16 protein-coding genes are annotated in these 16,875 nt (G+C 73.8%); 7 read left to right on the forward strand and 9 right to left on the reverse strand.

What is annotated here, in order from left to right; genetic code table 11:
* Positions 1–91: 91 nt before the first annotated feature.
* A complete protein-coding gene (locus M3148_RS01380; protein ID WP_251302850.1) occupies positions 92–550 on the forward strand; it encodes a Dps family protein in 459 nt (152 codons plus the stop codon).
* 79 nt (positions 551–629) lie between these two features.
* On the opposite strand, the gene M3148_RS01385 is transcribed toward M3148_RS01380, so the two are convergent.
* Genes M3148_RS01385 through M3148_RS01395 form a run of 3 tightly spaced genes read right to left on the reverse strand, consistent with a single transcriptional unit; the run spans position 630 to position 4,407 of the window.
* The gene (locus M3148_RS01385) at positions 630–1,406 is read right to left on the reverse strand and encodes an ABC transporter ATP-binding protein (protein WP_251302851.1); all 777 of its coding nucleotides are present in this window, start codon (positions 1,404–1,406) and stop codon (positions 630–632) included.
* A 47-nt stretch (positions 1,407–1,453) separates the two neighbouring features.
* Positions 1,454–4,003 carry an ATP-dependent DNA ligase gene (locus M3148_RS01390; protein WP_251302852.1) on the reverse strand — a complete coding sequence of 850 codons (2,550 nt, stop codon included), beginning with the start codon at positions 4,001–4,003 and terminating at the stop codon, positions 1,454–1,456.
* A 35-nt stretch (positions 4,004–4,038) separates the two neighbouring features.
* On the reverse strand, positions 4,039–4,407 hold the full coding sequence (locus M3148_RS01395) for a DoxX family protein (RefSeq protein ID WP_251302853.1): 369 nt from the start codon (positions 4,405–4,407) through the stop codon (positions 4,039–4,041).
* A gap of 169 nt (positions 4,408–4,576) precedes the next feature.
* Between M3148_RS01395 and ku the strand changes: the two genes are divergently transcribed.
* From ku to M3148_RS01420, 5 genes are all read left to right on the forward strand, one after another.
* The gene (gene ku, locus M3148_RS01400; protein ID WP_251302854.1) at positions 4,577–5,542 is read left to right on the forward strand and encodes a non-homologous end joining protein Ku; all 966 of its coding nucleotides are present in this window, start codon (positions 4,577–4,579) and stop codon (positions 5,540–5,542) included.
* A gap of 167 nt (positions 5,543–5,709) precedes the next feature.
* On the forward strand, positions 5,710–6,012 hold the full coding sequence (locus M3148_RS01405; RefSeq protein ID WP_251302855.1) for a DUF1540 domain-containing protein: 303 nt from the start codon (positions 5,710–5,712) through the stop codon (positions 6,010–6,012).
* A gap of 68 nt (positions 6,013–6,080) precedes the next feature.
* A complete protein-coding gene (locus M3148_RS01410; protein WP_251302856.1) occupies positions 6,081–6,737 on the forward strand; it encodes a DsbA family oxidoreductase in 657 nt (218 codons plus the stop codon).
* The gene (locus M3148_RS01415; RefSeq protein WP_251302857.1) at positions 6,734–6,895 is read left to right on the forward strand and encodes a hypothetical protein; all 162 of its coding nucleotides are present in this window, start codon (positions 6,734–6,736) and stop codon (positions 6,893–6,895) included. The genes M3148_RS01410 and M3148_RS01415 overlap by 4 nt, the downstream gene beginning before the upstream one ends.
* Positions 6,896–6,944: 49 nt before the next feature.
* Positions 6,945–7,736: an NAD-dependent epimerase/dehydratase family protein gene (locus tag M3148_RS01420; protein ID WP_251302858.1), complete on the forward strand. Its 792-nt coding sequence runs from the start codon at positions 6,945–6,947 to the stop codon at positions 7,734–7,736.
* Here the strand turns inward: M3148_RS01420 and proB are convergent.
* The 5 genes from proB to M3148_RS01445 all read right to left on the reverse strand — a co-directional run bounded on the left by proB (position 7,733) and on the right by M3148_RS01445 (position 12,018).
* Positions 7,733–8,836: a glutamate 5-kinase gene (gene proB / locus M3148_RS01425; protein ID WP_251303008.1), complete on the reverse strand. Its 1,104-nt coding sequence runs from the start codon at positions 8,834–8,836 to the stop codon at positions 7,733–7,735. The genes M3148_RS01420 and proB overlap by 4 nt on opposite strands.
* Positions 8,837–8,870: 34 nt before the next feature.
* Positions 8,871–10,412 carry a GTPase ObgE gene (obgE, locus tag M3148_RS01430; RefSeq protein WP_251302859.1) on the reverse strand — a complete coding sequence of 514 codons (1,542 nt, stop codon included), beginning with the start codon at positions 10,410–10,412 and terminating at the stop codon, positions 8,871–8,873.
* Between the two features lie 119 nt (positions 10,413–10,531).
* Positions 10,532–10,789: a 50S ribosomal protein L27 gene (gene rpmA / locus M3148_RS01435; RefSeq protein ID WP_251302861.1), complete on the reverse strand. Its 258-nt coding sequence runs from the start codon at positions 10,787–10,789 to the stop codon at positions 10,532–10,534.
* A gap of 56 nt (positions 10,790–10,845) precedes the next feature.
* Positions 10,846–11,154: a 50S ribosomal protein L21 gene (gene rplU, locus M3148_RS01440; RefSeq protein WP_251303009.1), complete on the reverse strand. Its 309-nt coding sequence runs from the start codon at positions 11,152–11,154 to the stop codon at positions 10,846–10,848.
* A 204-nt stretch (positions 11,155–11,358) separates the two neighbouring features.
* Positions 11,359–12,018 carry a VOC family protein gene (locus M3148_RS01445; protein WP_285882635.1) on the reverse strand — a complete coding sequence of 220 codons (660 nt, stop codon included), beginning with the start codon at positions 12,016–12,018 and terminating at the stop codon, positions 11,359–11,361.
* Positions 12,019–12,091: 73 nt separating this feature from the next.
* On the opposite strand from M3148_RS01445, the gene M3148_RS01450 reads away from it, so the two are divergent.
* Positions 12,092–12,547, forward strand: a complete 456-nt coding sequence (locus M3148_RS01450) for a hypothetical protein (RefSeq protein ID WP_251302863.1) — start codon at positions 12,092–12,094, stop codon at positions 12,545–12,547.
* Between the two features lie 31 nt (positions 12,548–12,578).
* Here M3148_RS01450 and M3148_RS01455 read toward each other — a convergent pair whose 3' ends face one another.
* Positions 12,579–16,640, reverse strand: coding sequence for an Rne/Rng family ribonuclease (locus M3148_RS01455; RefSeq protein WP_251302864.1), 4,062 nt, complete (start codon positions 16,638–16,640; stop codon positions 12,579–12,581).
* Positions 16,641–16,875 lie beyond the last annotated feature (235 nt).

A 16,875-nucleotide genomic window follows, 5' to 3' on the forward strand; every position in this document is an offset into this window, starting at 1 on the left:
GAGGCGGCGGACCGGGCCGCGCCATATGCTCGACAGCGTTCGTCATCGTCATCGCGCGCACAGGACGTGCGCCGCGGAAGGGAGAGAGCAGATGGCTGCCAAGCCCACGGAGAAGGTCCTCACCAGCCTCCAGGAGACCCTCGTCGACCTCATCGACCTGTCCCTGCAGGCCAAGCAGGCCCACTGGAACATCTACGGGTCGCACTTCCGCTCGGTGCACCTCCAGCTCGACGAGGTCACCGACCAGGTGCGCCTCGCCTCCGACGACGTCGCGGAGCGGCTCGTCGCGATCGGCGGTGAGCCGGACGGCCGCGCCTCCACCGTGGCGAGCTCCACGCAGGTGGAGTCGCTCTCGGACGGCCGCCTCCCCGACGACAAGGTCATCCGCCAGTTCGAGGAGCGCCTCCAGTCGGTCGCCGACCGCATCAAGGGCAAGCTCGACGACGTCGAGGAGAGCGACCCGCTGAGCCACGACCTTCTCGTCACGGTCGCGACCGGCCTGGAGAAGCAGGCGTGGATGTTCCGCGCCGCCAGCGGCGACGCCAGCTGACCGAGCCGCACCCCGCCCCCTACGCCGACAGCCGGATTCCTCCGCGGAGGATTCCGGCTGTCGGCACCTGTGGGGCGGGTCAGCGGAAGCGCTGGACGGCGAGCGGCGCGGCTTCGGCCAGCTCGCGGACCGTGGGGTGCTGGTCGATGTCGCCGAGGAGCTCCCCCAGCGGTCCGGTGGCCACGACGGTGCCCTCGGCGAGGACATGGACCTCGCGGCAGGTGCGCTCGACGAGCTCGAGGTCGTGGGACACGAGGACCACGGCGGTGTCGAGCTCGGCGAGCAGGCCCGCCAGCCGCCGGGCCAGGTTGACGCGGGACTGCGGGTCGACGGCGGTGAGCGGCTCGTCCAGGACGAGGATCTCCGGCCGGGTCGCGAGCGCGGCCGCGACTGCCACGCGCTGCTTCTCCCCGCCCGAGAGCGTGACGAGCCGGCGGCTCGAGAAGGTCGCGGGGAGCCCGACGGCGTCGAGCAGGTCCCCCATCGACGTCGCGTGGGTCCGCCCCGCCTTGCGCGCCTCGCCCAGCGCGAGGCCGAGGCTGCGGGCGACGGTCAGCCGCGGGTCGGTGACGGTGAGGGAGTCCTGGGAGGTGAAGCGCACCGAGGCCTTGAAGGTCTTGCCCTCCCGGCGCGGCAGGCGGTGGACCGGGCGGTCGTTGAAGGTGACCGTGCCCTGGACCGGCCGGATCTGCCCCTGCAGGGCGCGCACGAGCGTCGTCTTCCCGGCGCCGGAAGGCCCCACGATGCCGAGCGGAGCGTCGCCGGACCGGATCTCGAGGTTCACCCCACGCAGCACGTGCGTCCCGGGGTAGCCCGCCCACAGGTCGTCGGCACGGAGGACCGCGCGAGTCGCCATCCCAGCTCCTTTCGTCCGAGCGCACTCTACGTGCTCGGACTGGGGGCTCAGGACTCCAGGACGACGTCGGCCGGCTCCTTGTCCGGGCGCCAGCCGCGCCACCGCGGGTGGCGCAGCCGCCCGGTGGATGTCCACTCGGCGAACTCGACCTCCGCCACCCGGCGGGGCGTCACCCAGCGGGCGTCGCGGGCCTCCGGCCGGGGCACCTCCAGCGGGGCGGTCGTGCGCTCCTCGCGGCCGAGCTCCTTCGCCCACCGGGCGGCGTCCCGCTCGGAGAAGCCCGTCCCGACCCGCCCGATGTAGCGCAGCTCGCCGTCGTCGGGCAGGGCGAGGAGGAGGGAGCCGACCTTCCCGGCGCGGTTGCCCTGCCCGGGTCGCCAGCCGACGACGACGGCCTCCTGGGTGCTCGCATGCTTGATCTTCAGCCACGAGCGGCTGCGGCGTCCGGGCGTGTAGGCGGAGTCGCGCCGCTTGGCCACGACGCCCTCGAGCTGCCACTGGCGGCTGGCCGCGACCGCCGCCTCGAGGTCGCCGTCGAACGCGGGCGGGATCTCGACGAGGGCGCACCCGCTGGGGTCGACAACCTCCTCGAGCACCTCCCGCCGCTCGTCGTAGGTGCGGCGCAGCAGGCTCGTGCCGTCGACCGAGATGGCGTCGAAGAGCATGAGGCGGACCGGGTTCTCCTTCGCGGCGCGGGCGATGGCGCGGGCGTCGGTGAGCTGGATGCGCTGCTGGAGCAGGCCGAAGTCGGGGCGGCCGGTGTCGGTGAGCGCAACGATCTCCCCGTCGAGCACGGCGGTGCGCGCGTCGACGCACCCGGCGAGCCCGGAGAGCTCGGGGTAGGTGTCGGTGACCTCCCGGCCGCTGCGGCCCACGAGCCGCACGGCTCCGTCCTCGACGAGGACGACGGCGCGCACCCCGTCCCACTTCATCTCCACCGCCCACTCGGCCGAGGCGTCCAGGACCGTCGCGTCGCTGAGGGTGGCGAGCATGGGGACGACGAACTCCGGAGCCGCGGCCTCAGGGGACGCGCCGTCCGTCTCCCGCGCCGAGGAGCTCGGCTCTCGGCGCGAGGAGGAGGAGCTCGGCCCTCGGCGGGTGGAGTCCGGCCGTCGGCGCGAGGGCGAGGAGTCCGCCTCTCGGCGGGTGGCCGGGGCGGAGGGGGCGCCGTCAGGGGGTGACATGAGGTGGATGAGCCAGTGGTTGGACTCGTCCTCGGACCGGCCGCCGGTGTGGATGAGCGCGAAGCGGCTCGTGCGGCCCGGGCCATCCGGGCCGGCGAGACCGCCGTCCTCCTGCCCGGTGAGCGTGACGATGGCCTCCTTGCCCTCCCGCCACTTCTCGAAGGTGAACGTCCCGGTGTCCCAGATCGTCATCTCCCCGGCGCCGTACTCGCCCTTGGGAATGGCGCCGGAGAAGGTGAGGTACTCCATCGGGTGGTCCTCGGTCTGGACCGCGAGGTGGTTCTTCCTCGGCGAGGTCGGCACGCACTTGGGCAGCGCCCAGCTGACGAGGACGCCGTCGTGCGCCAGGCGCAGGTCCCAGTGCAGCCGGCTCGCATGGTGCTCCTGGATGACGAAGGCGAGCGTGCCGTCGTCGGGAGCGACGGTGGCCGGCACGGGCTCGGGCGTCCGCGCCGCGTCGCGCTTGGCGCGGTAGACCTCGAGGCGGTCGCGCCTGGGCTGCCCGCCCGCCTGGTCGGCGGCCTCCCCGAGCTCGGCCATCGGGTCCCCGCGCCGCTCGACGCGCTCGACGACCTCCCGCAGGTCCAGGTGGCGCAGCCTCGGGTGGGTGAGCTCGCGCCACGTCCGGGGGGCTGCAACCATCGGCCGCTCCCGGCCCCGCAGGGAGTACGGCGCGATCGTCGTCTTGTTCCCGTTGTTCTGCGACCAGTCGACGAGTACCTTCCCGCGGCGCAGCTCCTTCTTCATGTTCGACACGACGAGGTCGGGGTGGTCGGCCTCCAGGGAGCGGGCCAGCTCCTTGGCCACCTCGCTCACCTCGTCCGACGTCGCCGTACCTGGCAGCGCGGAGTACAGGTGGATGCCCTTGGACCCGCTCGTCACCGGAACCGGGTCCAGCCCCATCCCCTGGAGGATGTCGCGGGCCAGAACGGCCACCTCGACGCACTCGGCGAGGCCCGCGCCCTCCCCCGGGTCGAGGTCGAGGACGAGGCGGTCGGGGTTGCGGCGCTTCCCGTCGCTGCCCACCCGCCACTGCGGGACGTGGACCTCGAGCGCCGCGACCTGGGCGAGCCAGGCGAGCGTCGCGGCGCTGTCGACGAGCGGGTAGGTGTTGACGTGGTCGCTGTGCTGGATCTCCACCCGCTCGACCCAGTCCGGCGCGCTGGACTCGACGTTCTTCTGGAAGAACACCTGGCCCGGGTCCTGCCCCGAGCCCGTCCCGTTGGGCCAGCGCTTGCGAGTGGCGGGACGGCCGGCGCAGTGGTGCAGCATGACCGGCGCGATCCGCGTGTAGTACTCGAGGACGTCGGCCTTGGTCGTGCCGGTGGCAGGGTAGAGGACCTTGTCGAGGTTCGTCAGGCGCAGCCGGTGGCCGTCCACCTGCACGACCGTGGGTCCGCTGTCCTTCGCCATGGCGCCATGCTGCCCGGCGGGCGCCGGGCGCGCACCTACACCGGGTACTCGGTGAGCCGCAGCACCGTGAGCGCCCCGGCGACGACGGCCAGGGCGAGCGGGACGACAAAGGGCTCGCGGCGGCGCAGGTGGAGGGCGGTCGCGACGAGCATCATGACGGCGAGCGCCCCCGAGGCGATGGGCACGAGGTGGACCGAGCGCTCGAGCACCGGCGGCAGCACCAGGCCGAGAGCGCCCGTGAGCTCGAGCAGCCCGATCGCTTTGAGCGCCACCGGGTGGACGTCCTGGACGTAGGACATGCCGCTGTCGTAGAGCGCCTGCCGTGAGCTGACGACCTTCGAGACCCCCGACCCGAGGAAGACGACCGCCACCAGCGCCGTGACCACCCACAGCCAGATCTCCACACCCGCTCCTCTCGCGCGTCGTTGCGCCGGCTCCACCGTAGGTGGCAAGGCCCCGTCCCGTCCGGGTTTTGGGCGCCCCCTCTCCCGGATCTCCGCTGGCGGGAGTACGGTACGGGCACTTCACTGGGGGCAGACGGACGAGGGCCGGCCCCGCCGGCGAGGAGGCAGCATGCGCGCGATCTGGAAGGGCTCGATCACCTTCGGGCTCGTCAACGTCCCCATCTCGGTCTTCAGCGCCACGGAGAGCCACGACATCCGCCTGCACCAGGTGCACGACGCCGACGGCGGGCGGATCCGCTACCAGCGGCGCTGCGAGATCTGCGGGGAGCCGGTCGAGTGGGACCACATCAACAAGGCCTTCGACGACGGCGACCGGACCGTCGTCATCACCGACGACGAGCTCTCGGAGCTGCCGACCGAGAAGTCGCGCGAGATCGAGATCCTCCAGTTCGTCCCCAGCGACCAGGTCGACCCCATCATGATGGCCAAGACCTACTACCTCGCCCCGGCCTCGACCTCAGCGAAGTCCTACGCGCTGTTGCGCCGCACGCTGGAGGAGACCGAGCGGACGGCGATCGTGTCCTTCACGCTGCGCCAGCGCACCCAGCTCGGGGCGTTGCGCGTGCGCGAGGACGTCATGCTCCTCCAGACCCTCCTGTGGGACGACGAGGTGCGCGAGCCCGACTTCGCCGGCGTCGACAAGGACGTCCGCATCAGCGCCAAGGAGCTCGAGATGAGCCAGGCGCTCGTCGAGAACTTCTCCGGCGACTTCGACCCCTCCGAGTACACCGACGAGTACCAGGCGCAGCTGCGTACCCTCGTCGAGGCCAAGCTCGAGCAGGGCGACACCGTGGACACCGAGGAGACCTTCGGCACCGACCGCGAGGAGGGTGAGGAGGCCGAGGTCCTCGACCTCATGGAGGCCCTGCGCCGCTCCGTCTCCGCCGCCAAGGAGAAGAAGTCCGGGTCGGGGTCCGGCTCCGGCAGCTCCACGCCGAAGGCGACGTCGTCGTCGACCGCGAAGAAGTCGGCCTCATCCTCCTCCTCCTCCAAGGACGAGGAGAAGAAGCCGGCCGCGAAGAAGAAGACGGCCGCGACCACCCGTAAGAAGACGGCGAGCAAGAAGACCGCCTGACGGGTTGAGACACGCCGCCGTTGCGTTTATCGGAATTGCTGAGGTAAGGCTTTCCTCACCTAATTCGCGCGCCTTTTCCTGCTGCTTTCTTCGTCATTTCGGACTATTGTCGTTCCCACGACGCCCGCGACGAGACGGGTGCCACGGAGACGACGAGGAGCACGACGATGAGCGCTCTGGCGGAGCTGCCCCCGGTCACCGACTGCACCGTGACCGGCTGCGGGTTCAACCACGACCACGACTGTCACGCGGCGGCGGTCACCATCGCCGGGGCGAGGGGCGACGCCGCGTGCGTCACCTTCATCCCGCTGGGCACCAAGGGTGGCCTGGACACGGTGCTCGCCCACGTCGGCGCCTGCCAGCGCACCGACTGCGTCCACAACGCCGACCTCGAGTGCACGGCGAGCGCGATCCGCGTGGGCGCCGGAGGGTCCGCGGCCGACTGCCTCACCTACACCGCGCGGGCCTGAGGGACCACCGCGCGGGCCTGAGGGACGCCCTCGGGAAGAAGCCGGCGGCGCCCGTGGTTGGCGCAGGTATGACCACCTCACCCATCCATGTCGACATCTGGTCCGACATCGCCTGCCCCTGGTGTTACATCGGCAAGCGCAAGTTCGAGGCCGGGGTCGCCGCCTTCGACGGCGACGTCACCGTCACCTACCACTCCTTCGAGCTCGCCCCAGACACGCCGGTCGACTTCGAGGGCAGCGCCGCGGACTTCCTCTCCCGGCACAAGGGCATGCCCCGCGAGCAGGTCGAGCAGATGCTCCAGCAGGTGACCTCGATCGCCGCCGAGGTGGGCCTGGACTACGACTTTGGCTCCGTCCACCAGACGAGGACGCTGCTGGCCCACCAGGCCCTGCACCACGCCCGCGAGCAGGGCCGCCAGCTCGAGCTCGTCGAGAAGTTGTTCGAGGCCTACTTCGTCCAGGGCCGCCACGTCGGCAAGGTCGAGGAGCTCGTCGCGCTCGGCGCCGAGGCCGGGCTCGACGCCGACACCCTGCGGACCGCCCTGGAGGAGGGGACGCACGCCGACGCCGTCGCCGCCGACATCGCCCAGGCCCGCGTCTACGGCATCCAGGGTGTGCCCTTCTTCGTCATGGGCGGGAAGTACGGCGTGTCCGGCGCGCAGCAGCCGGCCGTCTTCACCCAGGCCCTCGAGCAGGTCCGCAGCGAGGCGGTGACGGTCCGGTGACCGAGCCGCTGCTGCCCGCCTTCCCGCCGCCCGCCGGCCTCACGATGGTGGGTGCCGAGGACGCCGCCGTGTGCGTCGACGGCGTCTGTGCGGTCCCGGCCCCACCCGAGGAGCCGGTGGGGCCCGCACCGCGGGAGGACGCGGCGCCCACCCGCTGAGAAGCGCCTGCGGAGGCGAGCGCCCGGGTCCCGCTGCACGATGGTGGCCATGAGCTCGAACACGCGACGGACCAGGGTCCTTTTCACGGGTGCGACCGGCGGCATCGGAGTGCTCCTCGAGGAGCGCCTCGGCGGCGACTACGACCTCGTGACCCACGGGCGCCACCCGGCCACCGAGGAGCAGGAGGAGACGCTCAACATTGCCGACCTCGACGACTACGACGAGGTGCTCGGGCTGATGGACGGTATCGACGTCGTCGTCCACCTGGCGGGGGCCGCCTCCCCCGAGTCCGAGTGGGACGCGGTGCTCGCCGCGAACATCGTCGGCACCCGCAACGTCCTCGAGGCCGCGCGGGAGGCCGGCGTGCGGCGCGTCGTCTTCGCCTCCTCCAACCACGCGATGGGGATGTACGACCGGCACCGTGAGTGGCCGGTCTACCCCCACCACCTGCCGCGCCCCGACTCCCTCTACGGGGTGTCGAAGGTCTTCGGGGAGACGATCGGGCGGTTCTACCACGACGAGCACGGCCTGGAGTTCATCGCCCTGCGCATCGGCTGGTACACCGACGACCCCCTCGACGCCGACGAGGACGTGCTCCGGGCGATGTGGCTGAGCCCGGACGACTGCGAGCACGTGGTCCGCCGCGCCATCGAGGCCGAGGTCCCCTACGGCGTCTACTACGCGGTCTCGGACAACCCCAACCGCCGCTGGGACCTCACCAACACCATGCTCGAGCTCGGCTACCGCCCCAAAGACGACTGGACCGCGCTTTCTGGCGCCCAGGAGGACGTCGTCGAGGGCGGCGAGGACGCACCGGACAGCTGGCCCGCGGGTTCCTAGTAGCGGGAGACGATGACGAGGTCGTCGCGGTGGACGACCGGCCGCGGGTGGGCGGTCCCGTCCCGCTCCTGGAGCTCCGTCGTCGTCCGTCCCTGCATCTCGCGGACCTCGCCCGCGCTGTAGGCGACGAGACCGCGGGCGGTGACGACGCCGCCGGAGCTGGCGAGCTCGACCGGGTCGCCCGGCTCGAAGTCGCCCTCGACGCCGGTGATGCCCGCCGCGAGGAGGGAGCGCTTGCCGTGGGTGATGGCGTGGATCGCGCCGTCGTCCAGGACGAGGCGCCCGCTCGTGCGCGCGGCGTGGGCCAGCCACAGCCGCCGGGTGCTCTTGCGGCGGCCGGTGGCGGCGAACCACGTGCCCACCGGCTCCCCCAGCAGGGCTCGCTCGGCGTTGTCGGCGGCCGTGAGGATGACGGGCACGCCGGCGCTCGTGGCGATCGAGGCGGCCTCGAGCTTCGTCACCATGCCGCCGGTGCCGATCGACGTGCCGCGCCCGGTCACCTCGACGCCGGCGAGATCATCCTCGCTGCGGACCTCGGGGATGCGGCGGGCGCCGGGCCGCGAGGGCGGGCCGTCGTAGAGGCCGTCGACGTCGGTGAGAAGGACGAGCGCGTCGGCACGGACGAGGTGCGCGACGAGCGCCGCAAGGCGGTCGTTGTCCCCGAAGCGGATCTCGTCGGTGGCGACGGTGTCGTTCTCGTTGACGATCGGCACGACGCCGAGCGCGAGCAGCCGCTCCAGGGCACGCTGCGCGTTGCGGTAGTGCTGGCGCCGGATGAGGTCCTCGGCCGTGAGGAGCACCTGGCCCACGCGGCGGCCGTGCTCGGCGAAGGCCTCGGTGTACCGGGCCACGAGCAGTCCCTGTCCCACCGACGCGGTGGCCTGGGCGGTGGCGAGGTCCGTGGGCCGCATCGGCAGCCCGAGCGGGGCGATGCCCGCCGCGATCGCACCGGAGGAGACCAGGACGACCTCCTGGCCGGCGGCCCGCCGCTCGGCGACGACGGCCACGAGCCGGTGGATCCGGTCGAGGTCCAGCCGGCCGCCCGGCGCGGTGAGCGACGAGGAGCCGATCTTGACGACGACCCTCCCGGCGTCGGCCATCGCGGAGCGGTCGAGCAGTGGCGGGGTCACGGCCCTATTGTGCCGTGGACGGGTCCTCGGCCTCGGGCGTGGCCCAGTGTCCGGACTCGCGCTCGGTCCACAGCTCCTCGCGAGCAGCGGTCTTGGCGTCCATCCGGTCCTGGTACTGGCGGCGCTTGTCGGCGCGCGTGGAGCGCGGGGCGTACGCGGCGTCCTCCAGACGCAGGTCGCTGCCGCGAGGGCCGAGCAGCTCCGCGCCGGTGGCCATCGTGGGCTCCCAGTCGAAGATCACCCCGCCCTCGACGGGGCCAATGACGACCTCGTCGCCGGGCGTGGCGCCGGCCTTGAAGAGCTCGTCCTCGATGCCCAGCCGCGCGAGACGGTCGGCGAGGAAGCCGACGGCCTCGTCGTTGGCGAAGTCGGTCTGGCGGACCCACCGCTCCGGCTTGGAGCCGCGGATCTGGAAGAAGTAGCCCTCGTGGCGGTTGCGACGGGTGACGGTGAACCCCGCGTCGTCGACGGCACGCGGGCGCAGCACGACGCGGGCCGGCTCGGCGGGCGGCGCGGCGGCCCGTGCCTCGGCGACGAGGCCGGCGAGGGCGAAGGACAGCGGGCGCAGACCCTCGTGGCTCGCGGCGGAGACCTCGTGGACGGGCAGGCCGCGCCCCTCGAGCTCACCGCGCACCATCTCGGCGAGCTCACGGGCCTCCGGCACGTCGATCTTGTTGAGGACGACGACGCGCGGCCGCTCGCCCAGCGGCTGCCGGCCGCTCACGGTGAGGTCCTCGGCGTAGGCGGCCAGCTCGGCCTCGATGGTGTCGAGGTCGCTCACCGGGTCGCGGCCCGGCTCGAGGGTGGCGCAGTCGAGGACGTGGACGATGACGGCGCAGCGCTCGATGTGGCGCAGGAAGTCCAGGCCCAGGCCCTTGCCCTGGCTCGCGCCGGGGATGAGCCCGGGGACGTCCGCGACGGTGAAGCGCTCGTCGCCCGCCTGGACGACGCCGAGGTTGGGCACCAGCGTGGTGAAGGGGTAGTCGGCGATCTTCGGCCGGGCCGCGGACAGCGCCGCGATGAGGCTCGACTTGCCGGCGCTGGGGAAGCCGACGAGCGCGACGTCCGCGACGCTCTTGAGCTCGAGCACGAGCTCGGCCGTCTCCCCCTCCTCGCCGAGGAGGGCGAAGCCGGGGGCCTTGCGGCGCGGGGAGGCGAGGGCGGCGTTGCCCAGGCCGCCACGTCCGCCGGCGGCGGCGACGAGGCGGGTGCCGGCACCGACGAGGTCGGCCAGCACCTCGCCGTCGGCGGTCTTGACGACCGTGCCGTCCGGCACCGCGAGGACGAGGTCCTGGCCGCTCTTCCCGTTGCGCATGTCCCCGGCGCCCTGGCTGCCGTTCGTGGCGCGCCGGTGCGGGGAGTGGTGGTAGGCGAGCAGCGTCGTCGTCTGCGGGTCGACCTCGAGGATGACGTCACCGCCCCTGCCGCCGTTGCCACCGTCGGGGCCCCCGAGCGGCTTGAACTTCTCACGACGGATGGAGGCGACGCCGTTGCCACCGTTGCCGCCGGCGACGTGCAGCACGACGCGGTCGACGAAGCTGGCCATGGTTCCTCCTGGGGCCGGGTACGGAAGCGGGGGGGGGCGGCGCGGGGCGTCCGCCCCCCCCCCGCGCACCCCGCGCCGCGCCCCCCCCCCCCCCGCCGGGACGTGCGAAGCGCTGTCGATCAGGCCTCGGCCGCGACGATGTTGACCGTCTTGCGGCCACGGCGCGTGGCGAACTCGACGGCGCCGGCGGCGAGGGCGAACAGGGTGTCGTCCTTGCCACGGCCGACGTTGTCGCCGGGGTGGAACTTGGTGCCGCGCTGGCGGACGATGATCTCGCCGGCGTTGACGACCTGGCCACCGAAGCGCTTGACGCCGAGGCGCTGCGCGTTCGAGTCGCGGCCGTTCCGGGTGGAGCTGGCGCCCTTCTTCGTTGCCATCTCAGTCCTGCTTTCGTGTGGTGCGAACGGGGGTGTGCTGGCCCGGGGGCCGCGGACTACTTGATGCCGGTGACCTTGATGCGGGTCAGCTCCTGGCGGTGACCCTGGCGCTTGCGGTAGCCGGTCTTGTTCTTGAACTTCATGATCGTGATCTTCTTGCCGCGCTCTGCGCGCACGATCTCTGCGGTGACGGTGACCTTCGCGAGGTCGTCCGTCCCGGTGGTCACCTTGTCGCCGTCCACGAGCATGAGCGGGGTGAGGTTGACGGTGTCCCCAACCTTGCCGTCAACCCTGTTCATGACGACGACGTCGCCGACGGACACCTTCTCCTGTCGGCCGCCGGCCTTGACGATCGCGTACACCACGTTGCTGCTCATCTCTGTCGTTACGGGGCCCGGCACTCACCGGCCGAGCCGGTGCGCGGGGCGCACAAGGGAGGGCGCGTCCGGGACGCACCGACGTTCAAGAGTACGCCGCGCACCCGCGCCGAGCAAATGGCCCAGCCGCGCCAGCACCGGGAGAACGGTGTGGTTCCGCGCACAGTGCAACCGGGCGCGCGCCCAGCATACTCAGTGCCGGTCGTGCCACGTGCACACGCGGACCTCGGCGCCCTCGGGGTCGGCGAGGACCCAGCGCGCGGGCGCCTCCGCGTCGGACACCAGCCGCCCGCCCGCGGCCACCGCCGCCCGCACCCGGTCCTCCGCGACGTCGTGCGGCACGTGGACGTCGAGCTCGAGGTCACCGTGGGGCGGCTGCGCCGGCACGCGGTGGAACCACACGTGGGGCAGCCGCCCGTGCGGGTCGGAGAGCTCGCCGTCGTCCTCCTTGTACCCCAGCACCGCCGACCAGAAGGCGCGGACACGCTCGGGATTGATGACGGAGATCCCGATCTCGAGGTCGTTGACGCGGCCGGGCGCGAGCGGCACGCCGAGCTCCTCGGCGATCCCGGAGATGCGCTCGGCGAGCGCGACGTCCGCCTCGGTCAACGTGCCACGTGAGTGTGTGGTCACCGAGACGTAGAGCGTCCCGTACCGCAGGTCGAGGTCCGGGTGGTGGTCCATCTCCTCGGCGACATCGACGATCCGGCTGATGATATTGGCACCGACGGGCATGGCCCCGGTGCGCAGCGCGGTGCGCAGGAAATGGCGCACCACCCGCCACCCGCTGAGAGTGGGTCGCGCGGAAGCGTCCTCCGCGCTGACTGGTCTGTTTTCAAGCACGCTCCCCATCTGCGTACCCTCGCACCGGCCGCGCGCAGCGACAAGCCGGAGCGATGTCGGTGAGCGGTGGGACGCTTCGCACATGGACGACGACGCACGGGTACCGCTGTCGGGGGCGCAGCTCCTCTCGTCCTTCTTCGCGTCCGCACCGACCGCGGCGCACCCCGCGATCCGCGCGCGGGTCCCGCGGGTGCGCGCCCACCTGCTCACCTACCTCGACACCGAGGCGGAGGCGTGGCTGACGCCCGACGAGCTCGTCCTCGTGGGCGCGGAGCGGCAGCTCGAGCCGCAGGACGCCGTCGTCCGGGTGACGGGTGTGGAGGTCGTCGTCGCGGCGCTGCCGGGCTTCTGCCACCCGGCCTGGCTGCTGCCCGCCACGCTCGACGCCCGGGCGCAGCTGCGCCTCGTGGCCGCGCTGCGGCAGTGGGCGGCCGAGCACGGGAACCTGTCCGCGCAGGCCACCATGCACCTGCTCCCCCGGGTGGACGAGGCGGTGCGCCGAGCACAGCGGGGACTCAACGGCTCACCCGCCCCGTGACGAGCACGGGGCGGGTGAGGACGCCTGAGGCTCAGGCCGTGATCGGACCGCCGGAGGTGACGCGGCGCGAGCGGCGCTTGCGCGTGCCGGACTGCTCCTGGGCGTCGTTCCCCGCGCCCTGCGAGTCCGCGCTGGGGGCCGGGTCCTGTGCGGGCGCCGGGTCCTTTGCCGGGACGGCGTCCTGGGTAGCGGCCTGGGCGGGCGCAGCCTCTCGGCCGGGGGCGGTGTCCGTCACGGGCGCGGCGTCCTGGGCGGGTGCCGCGTCCTTGACGGGGGCAGCGGACTCGGCGGGCGCGGCGTCCTGGGCGGGCGCCGGAGCCGTGGTCGGGGCCGTCGTACGGCGACGTCCGCCCCTCGCCCGGGGCGCCTTGGCCGGCGCCTCCGCGGGTGCCGCCTCGGACGTGGCCTCGGCCGGTGCGGCCTCCTGCACCGCGCCGTCCTTCTCCACGGCGGGAGCGGCGTCCTCACGTCCGGCGGGCAGCGCGGCGGCGAGGGCCTCGAGCGAGGCGCGCACCTCCTCCGCGGACCGGGGCGCGTCGGACGCGGGCTCGGACGCCCGGGCCGCGGGCAGCGGCACCGTGCTCGGCTCCGCGGCGCGCTCGCGGCGCGGTGCCTTCTGCTGCGCGGGTGCCTTCTGCTGGGCGGGTGCAGCGTCCGGTGCGGCATCGATCGACGTGCCGTCCTCGTCCTCGGCGTGAGCCTGGGCGGCGGCGGCGGCGATCGTCGCGAGGGTGGCCTTGACGGCCTCCCGGGCGGCGACGGCCTCGGGGTCGTCCGAGACGGGAGCGGGCGCGGCGGCCGGGACGGCCACCTCGGCGGGACGGCCACTGGTGGGGGCGGCGCCACGCTGCTTGCGACGACGGTTGCCGCCCTCACCCTCAGCGGCTGAGGAGGCCGAGCCCTTCTCCACGGGGTGGTCGTGGACGATGAAGCCGCGTCCACCGCAGTGCTCGCAGGGCTCGCTGAAGGCCTCGACGAGGCCCTGGCCCACCCGCTTGCGGGTCATCTGGACGAGCCCCAGCGAGGTCACCTCCGCCACCTGGTGGCGGGTGCGGTCACGGCCCAGGCACTCGACGAGTCGACGCATCACGAGATCGCGGTTGGACTCGAGCACCATGTCGATGAAGTCGATGACGATGATGCCGCCGATGTCCCGCAGCCGGAGCTGGCGGACGATCTCCTCGGCGGCCTCGAGGTTGTTCTTCGTCACCGTCTCCTCGAGCGTGCCGCCCGAGCCGGTGAACTTGCCGGTGTTGACGTCGACGACCGTCATCGCCTCGGTGCGGTCGATGACGAGGGAACCGCCGGAGGGCAGGTAGACCTTGCGGTCCATGCCCTTGGCCAGCTGCTCGTCGATGCGGTGCTCGGCGAAGACGTCACGCTGGTCGGTCCAGTGGTGCATCCGGTCGGCGAGGTCCGGGGACAGCTGACCGACGTAGGTGGAGATGGTGCCCCACGCGCCGTCACCGGAGACGATGAGAGAGCGGAAGTCCTCGTTGAAGACGTCGCGGACCACGCGCACGGCGAGCTCCGGCTCCCCCTTGAGGAGCACGGGCGCGGACTTCGTCGACGCGGCAGCGGCCTCGATCTCGGCCCACTGCGCGGTGAGGCGCTCGACGTCGGCGCGCAGCTGCTCCTCGCTCGCACCCTCGGCGGCGGTGCGCACGATGACGCCCGCCCCCTCGGGGACGATCTGCTTGAGCAGCTTCTTGAGGCGGGCGCGCTCGTTCTCCGGGAGCTTGCGGGAGATGCCGGTCATCGCGCCCGAGGGCACGAGCACGAGGTAGCGGCCGGCGAGGGTCACCTGCGAGGTGAGGCGGGCGCCCTTGTGACCGATCGGGTCCTTGGTGACCTGGACGAGCACGGGGTCCCCGGAGGACAGCGCCGCCTCGATACGACGGGGCTGGCCCTCCTTGCCCATCGCGTCCCAGTTGACCTCACCGGCGTACAGGACGGCGTTGCGCCCCTTGCCCAGGTCGACGAAGGCGGCCTCCATGCTCGGCAGGACGTTCTGCACCCGGCCGAGGTAGACGTTGCCGACCATCGAGGTCTGCGTCTGCTGGGCGACGTAGTGCTCGACGAGCACCCCGTCCTCGAGGACCGCGATCTGGGTCCGGCCGTCGCGCTCCCGCACGACCATGTCGCGGTCGACGGCCTCGCGGCGGGCGAGGAACTCGGCCTCGGTGATCGTCGTGCGGCGACGCCCGGCGTCGCGTCCGTCGCGGCGGCGCTGACGCTTGGCCTCCAGGCGCGTGGAGCCCTTGAGCGCGGTGATCTCGTCGCGCGCGGCGCGCCCCTCGCGGGACGTGGCCGAGCCGTCGTCACCGCGGCTGCGGCGGCGCCGGCGACGACGGCGGCTGGCGCCCTCGCCGTCGTCATCGGAGTCGCCCTGGTCGTCGCTGTCGTCCGCCTCGTCAGAGTCGTCCTGGGCGTCCGCCCCGTGCGCGTCGGTGTCCGGGGCGTCGGCCCCCTCGGCGGCCTCCTCCTCGGTGTCGTCGGAGTCCTCGGACTCGTCGGTCGACTCGTCGCGGCCGTTGCCACCGCGGTTGCGGCGGCCCCGTCCCCCACGACGACGACGACGGCGCGCGCCGCCGCCCTCACCGTTGCCGTCGCCGCTCTCGGCGTCGGTGGAGTCGGTGTCGGTCGCCTCGGCAGTCTCGTCGGTCGCCTCGGCGGGCTCGTCGGCCGGCGCGGGGGCGGGCTCGGCGGCCGGCTCCTCGGGCGTGGCGGCGGGCTCCTCGGTGGTGGCCGTACGGCGGCGCGGGGCACCACCCTCGGCGCGGGAGCGGCGGCGGGCGCGGCTGGGGTCCGGCGCCTGGAAGAGCAGGGCCGTCGCGGGCAGGCGGACGTCCTCCTCCTCCTCGTCGGTCTCCTCCTCGTCGACGTCCGTTGCTGCGGGCTCGGCGGCGCTGAAGGAGGCGAGGACGTCGAGCTTCTGCGCGTCGTCGCGGACCGGGCGGCGCGAGCGCGACCGCGCTGGCGGGGCCTGCTCGGCGGTCTCGTCGGCGGCGGGCTGCGCCGCCTCCTCGACGGGCTGCTCGGCGGCGTCCGCGTCCCGGGCCGGGGCGGCCTTTGCACGGGAGCCGCGCGCGGGCACGGCGGCGGGGGCGGACTCGGCGGGGGCGGACTCGGCGGGCGCCCCGGTGGCGGCGCTCGCGCGGCGGCTGCGCCCGCGGGCGGGCTTCTCGGGAGCGGTGTCGGCGGCGGCGTCCGTCGCCGCGGTCTTCGGGGCGGCCTCGGCGGCCACCTCCGTCGTCGCGGCGGCCGTGGTCCTGGTGGCACGGGCCTTGCGGGGCGCCTTGGCGGGCGCCGGGGTGTCGGTGCTCACCGGCGCGTCGGTGCTCTCGGCGGCGTCGCTCGCGGCGGGCTCGGGGGCGGCGGTGGTCGCCGGCACGTCGGTGGCCTTGGCGGCGTCGCTCGCGGCGGGCTCGGCGGCGGCGGGCTCGGTGGCCTTCGCGGCGTCGCTCGCGGCGGGCTCGGCGGGGGCGGGCTCGGTGGCCTTCGCGGCGGGCTCGGCGGGGGCGGGCTCGGTGGCCTTCGCGGCGGGCTCGGCGGCGGCGGGCTCGGCGGCCTTGGCGGTCCGGCGGCGCGGGGCGCGCTTGACCGGGGCGGCGGCCTCGGCGGCGGGGGCCGTCGCCTCGGCGGCGGGGGCCGTGGCTTCGGCGGCGGGGGTTGCGGTCTCGGCGGCCGGCGCCTGCTCGGCAGCGGCGGACTCGGCCGGCGCAGCGGTCTTGCGGGCCCGGGGCGCGCGCTTCGCCGGGGCGGGAGCGCCCTCCTCGGTCGCGGCGTCGTCGGCGACGGGCGCCTTGCGGGCCCGGGGGGCGCGCTTGCGGGGCGCGGCGGGGGCGGTCTCCCCCTCGTCGGTGGTCGCGTCGGTGGCGCTGGCGGTGTCCGTCGTGTCCGCGGTGGCGGGCGTCTTGCGGGGCGCGCGCTTGCGCGGCGCCTTCGCTGCCTCGGGCTGCGGCTCGGCCGCGGCCTGCGGCTCGGCGGGCGCCTGCTCGGCGGGCGCCGGGGCCGTCGTGGCCCGGGTGACGCGGCGTCGCTTGGGCTGCTCGGCGGGCTGTGCCGAACCGGCGTCAGGTGTGGTCGTCATGTGAGTGTTTCCCTCGCCGCGGTCGCCGTCCACACCACCAGCGCCGCAGCGTATTCGTCGTCACCGGCGGGAGCCGGGGACGGAAGTCATCTGTTCACGTCCTCACCGCGCCGGGTGGCACTGCTCGGACGGCAACGGCTTCGCAGGCGCCGCTCGTCCGTCCCGGAGGACGTCCGGCGAGGCCTCCCGCCGCTTCAGCAAGCAGCGCACTCACCCGGATGGTGAGGCGGCGCGA

Source organism: Georgenia satyanarayanai, assembly GCF_023715365.1.
Taxonomy (GTDB): domain Bacteria; phylum Actinomycetota; class Actinomycetes; order Actinomycetales; family Actinomycetaceae; genus Oceanitalea; species Oceanitalea satyanarayanai_B.